This is a genomic window from Pseudomonas sp. SCA2728.1_7 (genome assembly GCF_018138145.1).
In the GTDB taxonomy this organism is placed as follows: domain Bacteria; phylum Pseudomonadota; class Gammaproteobacteria; order Pseudomonadales; family Pseudomonadaceae; genus Aquipseudomonas; species Aquipseudomonas koreensis_A.
Genome location: NZ_CP073104.1, coordinates 6,770,519 through 6,782,730, shown reverse-complemented (window position 1 = coordinate 6,782,730; position 12,212 = coordinate 6,770,519). Strand labels below are relative to the sequence as shown.

Here is a 12,212-nt window from a genome sequence, read left to right as displayed (position 1 = left end):
GCAAGCCTGCTCGCGAAAGCGCTGGGTCAGTCACCGGAGATGTTGGCTGTGCCGGCCTCTTCGCGAGCAGGCTCGCTCCCACATTTGATCTCGGTTCGACCGAAGTTCTGCTGATCAACCCGATCCCCTGTGGGAGCGAGCCTGCTCGCGAAAGCGGTGTATCAGTCACAGGAGATGTTACCTGTGCCGGCCTCTTCGCGAGCAGGCTCACTCCCACCGTTGAACTGTGCTCGGCTGATGATCAACGCCATGAGCATCAAACGCCACCGCTACGCCAAAAGTGATGTGCAAGCCGCTGGCAATGGCCCGTAGCCGGAGCTTGTGTCGGATCGCCCGCCGCCAGTGCAAACACCGCGCCCATCACCGCTGCCCCGGTGATCAAGCCGAGGTTGCGCGCCAGCCCGAGCATCGCGGAAACCACACCGCGCTGCTCCTGACGGACGCCGGCCATCAACCCGGTGTTGTTCGCCGCCTGAAACAGCGCATAGCCGACGGCGACCACTGCAATCGGCAGCAAATAGGCGGGCAACCCCAGACTCATCGGCAACAGCGCCAACGAGCCACAACCGCAGGCCATGGCGAGCAACGCGCCCGGCACGATGCGCCGAGCGCCGAAGCGGTCCACCAGACGCCCGGCCGGCACACCGCCAAACGCAGACAACAACGGCCCGACCGATAACGCCAAGCCGACCACGGCACTGCTGAGGCCCAATCCGCGACTCAGGTAAAACGGCCCCACCACCAGCGTGGTCATCATCACGGTCGTCACCACAAAGGTCAGCGCCAGGCTGCTGCTCAATCGCCGGTCAGCGAACAGTGACAAGCGTATCAGCGGCGCCTTGGCCTTCTTCTCGATCATGAAGAACAACCCCGCGCCGCACAGGCTGGCCAACAGCAACGGCACGGTGAAACCTTCAAGCGTCATCGCCAGCGCATAGGCCGCCAGCGTCAACACCAGCACCGCGCTGCCTGAATAATCGAACGCGACACGCGGCCTTGGCCCTGCGGCCCGATCCGCTGGCAAAAAGCGGTACACCAGCCAAATATTGAGTAAACCCAACGGCACGTTGAGCAGAAAAATCGCCTGCCAGCCGACATGCGTCATCAATAGCCCACCCAGCGACGGCCCAAGACTGGTGCCCGCCGCCGACATCGTCGCCAGCAAGCCCATCGCACTGCCCGCCCGCGCCTTCGGCACCGCATCGGCCACCAACGCCACCGTCAAGGCAAACATGATCGCCGCACCAACACCTTGCACCGCCCGTGCGCCGATCAGCCAACCCAGTCCCGGAGCCAACGCGCAAGCCAACGAAGCGCTGGTGAAAATGCCGATCCCGATCAGCAGCAATCGCCGCCGTCCAAAACCATCGCCCAGACGCCCGACACTGACAATCAATGTAGTGATCGCGAGCAGATAAGCCAGCACGATCCATTGCACCTGTTGAAACGTCGCCTCAAACGCCGTCGCCAAGATCGGCAACCCGGCGTTGGCAATGCTGGTGTCCAGCGACGGCATCAACATCGACAGGGCCAGACTGGTCAGCGCCCAACGGGCGGGAGTGCTCAGGGATTCTCGGGGCATGGACGGCTCGCAACGCATAGGTGATGCGTCATAGCCTGAGCCTCGACAACACACGGCGCAAGACGCATGCTTTGCACTCAATACCTGCATGGAACGCCATGTCATGACTGCGCCGGACCTGAACCTGCTGATCACCCTCGACGTATTACTGCGTGAAGGCAGCGTCGCCCGCGCCGCCAAATGCCTGCGGTTGAGCCCGTCGGCCATGAGTCGCGCCCTCGCCCGTCTGCGCGAAACCACCGGCGATCCGCTGTTGGTGCGCGCGGGTCGAGGCCTGGTGCCGACGCCCCGCGCATTGGAATTGCGCGAACGAGTCAGTCATTTGGTGCAGGACGCCGAGGCGGTTTTACGGCCCGCCGAAGTGCTCGACCCCGGCCGCTTGCAACGCACCTTCACGCTGCGCAACACCGACGGCTTTGTCGAAACCTTCGCCGCCGCCCTGCTCGCGCGCATCGCTGAAGAAGCACCCGGCGTACGCCTGCGCTTTGTGCAGAAAGCCGACAAGGACAGCACGCCGCTGCGCGAAGGCCGCGTCGATCTGGAAACCGGCGTGGTCGACGACAGCACCGACCCGACGCTGCACAGCCGCATCCTGTTTCAGGATCAATGGATCGGTGTGGTGCGTGAGGGGCATCCGTTGAGCGCGGGGAAAATCACCAGCAAGCGCTTTGCCGACGGCGAGCACATTCTCATTTCACGGCGCGGACGCAGCAGCGGGCCGGTCGACGAAGCCTTACTCGCGCTCGGCCTGACGCGGGACATCGTCACTTCATTCGGTGGATTCTCGGCGGCGCTGACGCTGGTGCGTGAATCCGACCTGATCGCCACTGTCCCACAACGTCACACCAGCAAACTGCGCACCGGCCTGCACAGTTTCGCCCTGCCCTTCGCGATGCCGGACATCAGCGTGTCGATGCTCTGGCATCCGCGCATGGACGCCGACCCGGCGCATCGCTGGTTGCGCGAATGTGTGCGGCAAGTCTGCGCTTAACGCGCGTCGCCGCCGGCTGGTTTGTAGAAGAGAAATTTTTTCGTTTCAGCGGTTCTGCGGTATTCCTTGGCCCAGCTCGGATGAACATTACGGTCATGGAAATACAGCGCGCCGTTAGTGCGATCCTTGAGCTGGCGGTTCAGCGCTTTGCGGGCTATATCCTTGGCCAGCGTGTATTCGGCATCTTCCTTGACCTGATCCGGACGCCCGTCGCACCACCAGGAAAACTGGCAGCTCTTGCTTTCCGAGCCTTGTTTGACGACGGCACACACCGTGTCAGGAAAGCCTTCATGGCCGAGGCGATTCATCACCACACTGGCCACGGCTTCCATTTCCGGCGTGTCTTTGCCTTTGGCTTCCCAGTAGATACTGCGCGCCAGACAGGTGATCGGATCATCCAGCGGTGCCGCGCCGGCCGGATCGACCGCCTGCACTTCGGTCGGGGTGATGGCTTCGGCTTTCGGTGCCGGTGCGGCGCTGACTTTGTCCGCCGCTTTCTCTTCCAGCACTTGGGCTTTTTCTTCAGCCTTCGCTTTGATCGGGGCCTGATCGGTGGCCCATGCAGAGCCTGCCAACAGGGTGAATACGAGACAACCCGCCCAGCCTTTCAATCCCATGTCTGTTCTTCCGGCAGCGCCCGAGTCGGGCAAGGTGTTACGTCGGGAGACACCCGTATCCCGGGGTCTTCGGTGAGTGTAGACGGCAAACCCAGAGACAAAGTTGCGCAGAAAAACCGCTGAATGAAGAAAAAAGACATTGCACTCACCGGGGGCGTTTCGCGCATCATGGGCGCATTCAGCTCAAGGGAGATTTCCATGCGCTTCATGCCATCCGTTTTGCGTCTTGCCGCGTTGTCCGTGGGCGTTATGTTTGCCATCCCGGCGCTGGCCGGCGATGAGTCGCAACTGATCGAGTCGATCAACAGCTACCGCAGCCAACCGCAGCGTTGTGGTTCGCAGGCGTCGAATGAACTGCCACCGCTGTCGGCTGATCCGAGGCTGAGATTACGCGCCACCGGTGCTGTCGATCTGCAACAAGCCATGGCCAGCGCCAGTTATCCGATGGTCAATGTGCAGGCGATCACTCTTAACGGCCCGCGCGATGCGGCGTCGGCGATGCAGGCGATCAAGGAGAGTTTCTGTCAGGTAGTGCTCGATCCGCAGTTCGTCGATGTCGGTGTCAGCCGTGATGACCGTGACTGGCGCATCGTGCTGGCGCGACCGCTGCTGTCGGCCAAATTGGGCGATGCGCAAAGTGAGGGGCAGAAATTGCTCAGTGAACTCAACGTCGCCCGCAGCCAAGCGCGCCAGTGTGGTGGTCAGGCCTTCGCCGCTGCCGCACCGCTGGCCTGGAGCGCGACACTGGGCACGATCGCCCAGGATCACAGCCGCGATATGGCCAACAACAATTACTTCGATCACAAGGACCGCGACGGCCGCACCCCGGGCGATCGCGCAGAACTCGCCGGTTACAGCGGTCAACTGGTCGGCGAAAACATCGCCGCCGGGCAAGACACGGTGCACAAAGTCGTCGAAGGCTGGCTCGCCAGTCCCGGCCATTGCGCCAACCTGATGAACCCGCAATACCAGGAACTCGGCGCCGCCTACGCGACCGACCCGAAAAGCAGTGCGGGGATCTACTGGACCGCGATGTTTGGCGCCCAATAACTCAAATCTCAAAAACACCACAACACCTGTGGGAGCGAGCCTGCTCGCGAAGAGGCCTTTACAGTCAACATCAATGTGTCTGACCTGACGCCTTCGCGAGCAGGCTCGCTCCCACAGGTGTCCGGCGGTGTTTACATATTCTCCAACCACCACAAATCCCTTTAGGATTGAGCCTGCTCGCGATGAGGCCAGTACATTCAACATCAACGTTGTCTGACCTGACGCCTTCGCGAGCAAGCTCGCTCCCACAGTGTCCGGCGGTGTTTACATATTCTCCAACCACCACAAATCCCTGTAGGAGTGAGCCTGCTCGCGATGGGGCCATTACATTCAACATCAATGTTGTCTGACCCGACGCTTTCGCGAGCAGGCTCGCTCCCACAATGTCCGGTGGTACATCCAAAATCCCCGACCATAAAAAACCGGAGCCAGGCTCCGGTTTTTTATGATCAATGGGTCCTCATCCCCGCGGCGTACATCGCCAGTTTCAGCAGACTGGCGACAACCGCCAGCGACACCACGCTGCCCAGCCAGATCAACAACAGCCAGCCCAAACGCTTGTACCAGCGACTGCTTTTCACTTCACGCGAATCAATGATAGCCATCGCCAATCCTCACTTTGCCGCGGAATACGTAGTAGCTCCAGAAGGTGTACATCAGGATCACCGGCAGGATGAACAGTGCGCCGATCAGCGCAAACAACTGGCTCGACGGCGGTGATGCGGCGGCCCAGATGCTCACCGACGGCGGGATGATGTTCGGCCAGATGCTCAGCGCCAGGCCGATGTAACCGAGCAACATCAACACCAGCGTAAACACGAATGGCCAGTGCGTATGCCGCTGACGCAACGTGCGCAGCAACCCGAACACCGCCAGCAATGCCAACACCACCAACCCGGCAAACACCTGCAGATGCCCGTGCGTCGACCAACGCGCCGCCAGCTCCGGATGCAGTTGCAGCGTCCACACGCCAATCACCAGCACCATCGCCATCAACAGCAAGGCCAGCGGCCGGGTGAACAGGCGCATCCGTGATTCAAGCATGCCCTCAGTCTTGACCAGCAACCAGGTGCTGCCGAGCAACGCATACGCAATCACCAGGCCCACGCCACACACCAGAGGAAACGGCGCTAACCAGTCCAGACCGCCACCGGCAAACTGCCGATCGACCACCGGAATTCCGGACACATACGCGCCGATCACCACACCTTGGGAGAACGTCGCCAGCAGCGAGCCACCGATAAATGCCTTGTCCCACCAATGACGTTTTTGCGGCGAAGACTTGAAGCGAAACTCAAACGCCACGCCACGGAAAATCAAACCGCACAGCATGAGGATCAGCGGCAGATACAACGCTTCGAGAATCACCCCGTACGCCAGCGGAAACGCGCCATACAACGCCGCGCCACCGAGCACCAGCCACGTCTCGTTACCGTCCCAGACCGGCGCGACGGTGTTCATCATCACATCGCGTTCCTGCTCGTCCGGGATCAGCGGAAACAGAATCCCCAGGCCCAGATCGAAGCCGTCCATGATCACGTACATCATCACCCCGAAAGCGATGATCACGCCCCAGATCAACGAGAGATCGATACCTTGAATCGCCATGACTCAATGCTCCTTCATAGGGACGATAGCCGCCGAAATCGGTCGACGCGGCGTCTGCAATTCATCGCCTTCAGGCGGATGTTCGTGGTGCGGTTGCGGGCCTTTGTTCACCAGTTTCATCATGTAGCCAATGCCCACGCTGAACACGGTGAAATAGATCACCACGAACAACGCCAGCGAGGTGCTCATCTGCGCCACCGAGTGATGCGACGCGGCGTCGTGGGTGCGCAGCAAGCCATAAACCACCCACGGCTGACGCCCGACTTCCGTGGTGATCCAACCGGCCAGCAGCGCAATCAAGCCGCTCGGCCCCATCAACAACACCAGACGCTGGAAACCGCGATGCTGATAAAGCTTGCCGCCCCGGCGCAACGCCAGACCGAGCAAACCGACGAGGATCATCAACATCCCCAACCCGGCCATGACGCGAAAGCTCCAGAAGATCACGGTCGAATTCGGTCGGTCTTCCTTCGGGAAGCTCTTCAGCGCCGGGATCTGCTTGTCGAGGCTGTGGGTGAGGATCAGGCTGCCGAGATAGGGAATCTCCAGCGCATACTTGGTCTTCTCCGCGTCCATATCCGGGAGACCGAACAGCACCAGCGGCGTCGGGCCGTTGTCGGCGTTTTCCCAGTGACCTTCGATGGCGGCGATTTTTGCCGGTTGATGCTCCAGCGTGTTCAAGCCATGGGCGTCACCAACCACTGCCTGGATCGGCGCAACGATCAGGGCCATCCACAACGCCATGGAAAACATCTTGCGCACCGGCGCGGTGTTATTGCCGCGCAGTAAATGCCAGGCAGCCGAGGCACCGACGAAGAACGACGTCGCCACAAACGCGGCAATCGCCATGTGTGCCAGACGGAACGGGAATGACGGGTTGAACACGATCGCCAGCCAGTCCAGCGGCATCACCCGCCCGTCAACGATTTCGAAGCCCTGCGGCGTCTGCATCCAGCTGTTCGACGCAAGAATCCAGAAGGTCGAGATCAGCGTGCCGATGGCGACCATCACCGTAGCGAAGAAGTGCAAGCCACGGCCGACACGGTTCCAGCCGAACAGCATCACCCCAAGGAACCCGGCCTCAAGGAAGAACGCGGTCAGCACTTCATAGGTCAGCAACGGCCCGGTGATGCTCCCGGCAAAATCCGAGAAGCCGCTCCAGTTGGTGCCGAACTGATACGCCATGACCAGTCCCGAAACCACGCCCATGCCAAAGTTGACCGCAAAGATCTTCGACCAGAAATGGTAGAGATCACGGTAGGTGTCGTTACGGGTTTTCAGCCACAGACCTTCGAGTACCGCCAGGAAACTCGCCAGGCCAATGGTGATCGCCGGGAAAATAATGTGGAACGAAACCGTGAACGCGAATTGAATTCGCGCCAGGTCCAGTGCCTCCAGATTGAACATGATGATGTCCTCATCCAGGCTGAAAAGCGGCAGCACGAACCCGGGCCACCGCCAGGCGCGAACGCCTGCAGCCAGTCAAATTGCTATGGTTTTTATAGGTTGCGGATTACGCCACCGACGACGGAATAAGGTTGCTGACCTTCGCAGCTTCGAGGCGGATCGCCACGAATTTGGACGTCGGCGTGTAGGTCCGGTCGCCGTAGCTCTCCAGCGGCACCAGCGGATTGGTCTCCGGGTAGTAAGCCGCTGCTTGCCCTGCGGGAATGTCGTAGGCGATCAGGGTAAAACCGCTGACCCGACGCTCGCGCTCGTCATCCCACAGCGCCACCAGATCGACCTTCTGCCCCGGTTCAAAGCCCAGGCGCTGGATGTCCTGTTCGTTGGCGAAGATCACATCACGCATGCCGTAAACACCGCGATAACGGTCATCAAGGCCATACAGCGTGGTGTTGTACTGATCGTGGGAACGCATGGTTTGCAGAATCAGATGTGGCTTGACCGGCAAGTTGCGCACGCCTTCGCTGATCAAGTGCTCCGGTAGCACGCACGGCGTGAACTGGGCCTTGCCGCTGGCAGTGTTCCAGACCCGATCCGAGGCGTCGTTGCCGAGATGGAAGCCACCCGGAATCAAGAGTTTCTCATTGAAGTTCTCGAAGCCCGGAATCACATCGGCAATCAGGTTGCGGATGCGTCCATAGTCGCCCACCACCCACTCCCAATCGATCGGGTGCTTGCCCAATGTCGCAGCGGCGATCCCGGCAATGATCGCCGGCTCGGATTTCAACTGCGCCGACTTCGGCTTCAACTGACCGAACGACAAATGCACCATGCTGAACGTGTCTTCGACGGTCACGCCTTGTGGGCCTTCGGCCTGGATATCGATGTCGGTACGCCCGAGGCAAGGCAGGATCAGCGCGTCGCGACCGGTGACCAAGTGGCTGCGGTTGAGCTTGGTCGCAATGTGCACCGTCAGGTCGAGTTTGCGCATGGCGGCGTGGGTGCGCGGGGTGTCTGGCGTGGCTTGGGCAAAGTTGCCGCCCAGACCGATGAACACCTTGGCTTCGCCACGTTCCATGGCGCCGATCGCCATCACCGTGTTGTGCCCGTGCATGCGCGGCACGTCGAAGTTGAAGCGCTTTTCCAGCGCGTCCATCAAGTCTTTCGGCGCCAGCTCGTTGATGCCCATGGTGCGGTCGCCCTGCACGTTGCTGTGACCACGAACCGGGGATAGCCCGGCGCCCGGACGGCCGACGTTGCCGCGCAGCAGTTGCAGGTTGATGACTTCCTGCAAGGTCGCCACCGAATGCACGTGTTGGGTCAGGCCCATGGCCCAGCACATGATCACGCTCTTGGCGCGGCCATACATGCGCGCGGCCAGTTCGATGTCATGCAACGGCACGCCGGACTGCTCGAGAATGTGCTCCCAGCTGGTTGCCTCGACTTCAGCCAGATAGCTGTCCAGCCCCGTAGTGTGCTCGGCGATGAACGCGTGATCGAACACCGGCTCGCCGCCAGTCGCCTGCGCCTCACGCTCCCACTGCAGAAGGAATTTGACCATGCCGCGAATCATCGCCATGTCGCCGCCAAGGGCCGGACGGAAGTACGCGGTATTGGTCGCTTCCCAGCCGTTGCTGAGCATTTCGATCGGGTTCTGCGGGTTCTGAAAACGCTCCAGGCCACGCTCTTTCAGCGGATTGATGCAGACCACTTGGGCGCCACGCTTCACCGCTTCACGCAGCGGTTCGAGCATGCGCGGGTGGTTGGTGCCGGGGTTCTGGCCGATCACAAAAATCGCGTCGGCGTGATGCAGGTCCTCGTAGACCACGGTGCCTTTACCGACGCCGAGGGTCTCGATCATGCTCACCGCACTGGCTTCGTGGCACATGTTCGAGCAGTCGGGGAAATTGTTGGTGCCGAATGCACGAACGAACAATTGATAGAGAAACGCGGCTTCGTTGCTCGCGCGGCCCGAGGTGTAGAACTCGGCTTCATGCGGCGATTTGAGGTTTTTCAGGTGATCAGCGATCAGCGCGAACGCATCTTCCCAACTGATTTCCACATAGCGGTCGACCCGCGCGTCGTAGCGCATCGGGTGGGTCAGACGACCCTGATATTCCAGCCAGTAGTCGCTCTGCTCGGCCAGGCTCGACACCGTGTACTTGTTGAAGAACGCCGGGTCGACCAAACGCCCGGTCGCTTCCCAGTTCACCGCTTTCGCGCCGTTTTCGCAGAACTTCAACATGCTCGCGCCCGGCGCCTCGCCCCAGGCGCAACCCGGGCAGTCGAAGCCGCCGTTCTGGTTGGTCTTGAGCATGGCACGGATGTTTTTCAAGGCGTTTTCACTGCCCAGCCAGCTCTTGGTCAGGCTGATGACAGCGCCCCAACCGGCAGCGGCGCCTTTGTAGGGTTTGTAACGGTCGACTTGTGACATGGGACTCTCCATGACGATGCACACAGGCATGAACCTGATTCGGTTAAACAGCGACGGCCGACTTGCAAGGTTGCAAAGTGGTCGTTGGGTTTGCCGGGGCAAGGATATGAACCGTTACAAAACATTGTCTAATCGCTATTAATGACCGACTTATCGAAAGCATCTATCACGGCCAAAAACCCTTTATTTACGGGACTTTGCGAAACTAAAGAAACAACTTTCAGCGAAAAAAACTTCATCATCGACGGCATCAATCAGCTGTTCATTAACAGTGATTGGACGGCACTGAAAGTTGCCCATAACCTGCGCTGACCAAACCCCTTCCACAGTGGTTTTCACTCCTGCGAGGCTGTCATGTCAGAGCGTGTCTTGATCGATGGTTACAACCGCCGCGTCGACTATCTGCGCATGTCGGTGACCGACCGCTGCGACTTCCGCTGCGTCTATTGCATGGCAGAAGACATGCAGTTTCTGCCACGGCAAAAAATCCTCACGCTGGAAGAGATCTATCAACTGGCGCAGAGCTTTGTGGCGCTCGGCACGCGCAAGATTCGCCTTACGGGTGGCGAGCCGCTGATCCGTCCGGGCGTGGTCAAGTTGTGTGAGCAGATCGCCGCCCTGCCCGGCCTGCGCGAGTTGTGCATGACCACCAACGGTTCACAACTGGGCAAACTCGCGGCGCCGCTGTTCGACGCCGGGGTCAAACGCCTGAATATCAGCCTCGACAGCCTCGATCCGCAGCGCTTCAAACAAATGACCCGCACCGGCGATCTGGTGCAGGTGATCAAAGGCATCGATGCTGCGCGCAAGGCCGGTTTTACCCGCACTAAACTCAATGTCGTGGTGATGCAGGGCCGCAACGATCAGGAGATCAACGATCTGGTCCGCTTTGCGATCGACCGCCAGCTCGACGTCTCTTTCATCGAAGAGATGCCGCTGGGGATCATCAGCGAACACAGCCGTGCCGAGTCATTTTTCTCCAGCGCGCAGGTGCGGGAAAAGATTGCCGAGCGCTATACCCTGATCGACTCGGCGGAGTCGACCCAAGGCCCTTCGCGCTACTGGCGGCTGGCGGAAGCGCCGGAGATTCGTTTGGGCTTTATCTCACCACACAGCCACAACTTTTGCGGCACCTGCAACCGCGTTCGCCTCACCGTCGAAGGGCGCCTGCTACTGTGTCTGGGTAACGAGCATTCGGTGGATCTGAAAGCGGTGCTGCGCGCCCACCCGGGGCAACCGCAGCGGCTGGAGAAAGCTATCGTCGAGGCGATGAAACTCAAGCCGTATCGACATAATTTCGAAGTGAACGATGATGTTCAGGTCGTGCGCTTCATGAACATGACCGGCGGCTGATCCCGCCAGTTTCATCGGTTATCGGAACCGCACAGCATGATCATCAGACCCAAGGTCAACCAGTTCGCCATTCTCTTCACCCTCAAGGGTTCGATCGCCAAGCGCATCGCCCTGCGCACGTTGATGGTCACCCTGCTCGCTTCGGCTATCGTGCTGGTGGAAATCCTCCATCCGAGCAACTTCACCAAGGTCAACGCAACGCCGTTTACCTTGCTCGGTTTGTCGCTGTCGATCTTCATGAATTTTCGCAACAACGCCTGCTATGACCGCTGGTACGAGGCGCGCAAGGCCTGGGGCGAAGTGATCGTGCACATTCGCTCGGTGATCCGTGAAACCCATGTGATTCGTGAATCGGCTGAGCGCAAGCCGTTGCTGCTCAATCTGTGCGGCTTCGCCCATGCGTTGAACGCGCGGTTACGCAAGGAAAGCGAGGCCGATGCGAGCAGCCAATGGATCATGCCGAAACCCGATCCACAGACGCCAGATTACAGTGGGCGCATTCTGCAAACAGTCGGTCAGCAGTGTTCCGATCTGCATCAAAACGGTGAGCTGACTGAGTGGCGCTACATGCTGCTGGCCAACCATTTGACCAGCCTGACCCAGGCGCAAGCGGTGTGTGAGCGAATCAAAACCACGCCACTGCCGTTTCCTTACACGCTGTTGTTGCACCGGACGATTTATCTCTTCTGCATCCTGCTGCCGTTTGCCATGGCTGAACCGCTGGGCTGGCTGACACCGTTGTTCACGGCGATTGTCAGCTACACGTTCTTTGGCCTGGATGCGATTGCCGATGAACTGGAAGACCCCTTCGGCCGCGACGAAAACGACCTGCCCACCGATGCACTGGTGCGCACCATCGAACGTGACATCCTCAGCGAACTGGGTGCAGAAGTACCGCCGGCGCTGAAGCCTGTGGACTATGTGCTGAGCTGATCCTTAGCTCTCCAGATACCCCAAAACCCTGTGGGAGGGAGCCTGCTCGCGAAGAGGCCGTATCAGCCAACATCGATGTTGACTGACACTCCGCATTCGCGAGCAGGCTCGCTCCCACAGGGTTCGCGTACACCGCAGATATTGATGACCACCAAATCCATTGTGGGAGCGAGCCTGCTCGCGATGGCGCCGGCCCAGTCAACATCTTCGTCGATTGACCCTCCGTCATCGCGAGCAGGC

Annotated in this window: 9 protein-coding genes and 1 pseudogene; 4 read left to right on the top strand and 6 right to left on the bottom strand. The window is 60.1% G+C overall.

The annotated features are described in order from the left end of the window. Nucleotides 1-161: 161 nt before the first annotated feature. Nucleotides 162-1,582, bottom strand: a pseudogene (locus tag KBP52_RS30385) (MFS transporter). A gap of 103 nt (nucleotides 1,583-1,685) precedes the next feature. On the opposite strand from KBP52_RS30385, the gene KBP52_RS30380 reads away from it, so the two are divergent. Then, complete coding sequence (locus tag KBP52_RS30380; RefSeq protein ID WP_212621661.1) at nucleotides 1,686-2,573, top strand: LysR family transcriptional regulator; 888 nt, start codon at nucleotides 1,686-1,688, stop codon at nucleotides 2,571-2,573. Here KBP52_RS30380 and KBP52_RS30375 read toward each other — a convergent pair. Then, nucleotides 2,570-3,190 carry a cell wall hydrolase gene (locus tag KBP52_RS30375; RefSeq protein ID WP_122600324.1) on the bottom strand — a complete coding sequence of 207 codons (621 nt, stop codon included), beginning with the start codon at nucleotides 3,188-3,190 and terminating at the stop codon, nucleotides 2,570-2,572. The two genes, KBP52_RS30380 and KBP52_RS30375, sit on opposite strands and share 4 nt — an antisense overlap. Nucleotides 3,191-3,388: 198 nt before the next feature. On the opposite strand from KBP52_RS30375, the gene KBP52_RS30370 reads away from it, so the two are divergent. Continuing rightward, nucleotides 3,389-4,240 carry a CAP domain-containing protein gene (locus KBP52_RS30370; protein WP_212621660.1) on the top strand — a complete coding sequence of 284 codons (852 nt, stop codon included), beginning with the start codon at nucleotides 3,389-3,391 and terminating at the stop codon, nucleotides 4,238-4,240. 449 nt (nucleotides 4,241-4,689) lie between these two features. On the opposite strand, the gene KBP52_RS30365 is transcribed toward KBP52_RS30370, so the two are convergent. From KBP52_RS30365 to KBP52_RS30350, 4 genes are all read right to left on the bottom strand, one after another. Beyond that, entirely contained in the window at nucleotides 4,690-4,845 is a 156-nt protein-coding gene (locus tag KBP52_RS30365) for a DUF2474 domain-containing protein (RefSeq protein ID WP_122598565.1), read from the bottom strand. Further along, nucleotides 4,832-5,848 (bottom strand): cytochrome d ubiquinol oxidase subunit II, encoded by a 1,017-nt coding sequence (gene cydB, locus KBP52_RS30360; RefSeq protein WP_212621659.1) that lies wholly within the window; start codon nucleotides 5,846-5,848, stop codon nucleotides 4,832-4,834. Before cydB ends, KBP52_RS30365 begins: the two co-directional genes overlap by 14 nt. A gap of 3 nt (nucleotides 5,849-5,851) precedes the next feature. After that, on the bottom strand, nucleotides 5,852-7,255 hold the full coding sequence (locus tag KBP52_RS30355) for a cytochrome ubiquinol oxidase subunit I (RefSeq protein ID WP_212621658.1): 1,404 nt from the start codon (nucleotides 7,253-7,255) through the stop codon (nucleotides 5,852-5,854). A 106-nt stretch (nucleotides 7,256-7,361) separates the two neighbouring features. Continuing rightward, nucleotides 7,362-9,686 carry an FdhF/YdeP family oxidoreductase gene (locus tag KBP52_RS30350; protein ID WP_212621657.1) on the bottom strand — a complete coding sequence of 775 codons (2,325 nt, stop codon included), beginning with the start codon at nucleotides 9,684-9,686 and terminating at the stop codon, nucleotides 7,362-7,364. Between the two features lie 354 nt (nucleotides 9,687-10,040). Between KBP52_RS30350 and moaA the strand changes: the two genes are divergently transcribed. Then, complete coding sequence (gene moaA / locus KBP52_RS30345) at nucleotides 10,041-11,039, top strand: GTP 3',8-cyclase MoaA (protein WP_212621656.1); 999 nt, start codon at nucleotides 10,041-10,043, stop codon at nucleotides 11,037-11,039. A gap of 36 nt (nucleotides 11,040-11,075) precedes the next feature. After that, complete coding sequence (locus KBP52_RS30340) at nucleotides 11,076-11,972, top strand: bestrophin family protein (RefSeq protein WP_122854249.1); 897 nt, start codon at nucleotides 11,076-11,078, stop codon at nucleotides 11,970-11,972. The last annotated feature ends 240 nt before the right edge of the window (nucleotides 11,973-12,212 follow it).

Excerpts from the sequence above, each read along its gene's own strand:
- KBP52_RS30380 (WP_212621661.1), top strand. The coding sequence starts at position 1,686 with ATGACTGCGCCGGACCTGAACCTGCTGATCACCCTCGACGTATTACTG.
- KBP52_RS30375 (WP_122600324.1), bottom strand. The coding sequence starts at position 3,190 with ATGGGATTGAAAGGCTGGGCGGGTTGTCTCGTATTCACCCTGTTGGCA.
- KBP52_RS30370 (WP_212621660.1), top strand. The coding sequence starts at position 3,389 with ATGCGCTTCATGCCATCCGTTTTGCGTCTTGCCGCGTTGTCCGTGGGC.
- KBP52_RS30365 (WP_122598565.1), bottom strand. The coding sequence starts at position 4,845 with ATGGCTATCATTGATTCGCGTGAAGTGAAAAGCAGTCGCTGGTACAAG.
- cydB (WP_212621659.1), bottom strand. The coding sequence starts at position 5,848 with ATGGCGATTCAAGGTATCGATCTCTCGTTGATCTGGGGCGTGATCATC.
- KBP52_RS30355 (WP_212621658.1), bottom strand. The coding sequence starts at position 7,255 with ATGTTCAATCTGGAGGCACTGGACCTGGCGCGAATTCAATTCGCGTTC.
- KBP52_RS30350 (WP_212621657.1), bottom strand. The coding sequence starts at position 9,686 with ATGTCACAAGTCGACCGTTACAAACCCTACAAAGGCGCCGCTGCCGGT.
- moaA (WP_212621656.1), top strand. The coding sequence starts at position 10,041 with ATGTCAGAGCGTGTCTTGATCGATGGTTACAACCGCCGCGTCGACTAT.
- KBP52_RS30340 (WP_122854249.1), top strand. The coding sequence starts at position 11,076 with ATGATCATCAGACCCAAGGTCAACCAGTTCGCCATTCTCTTCACCCTC.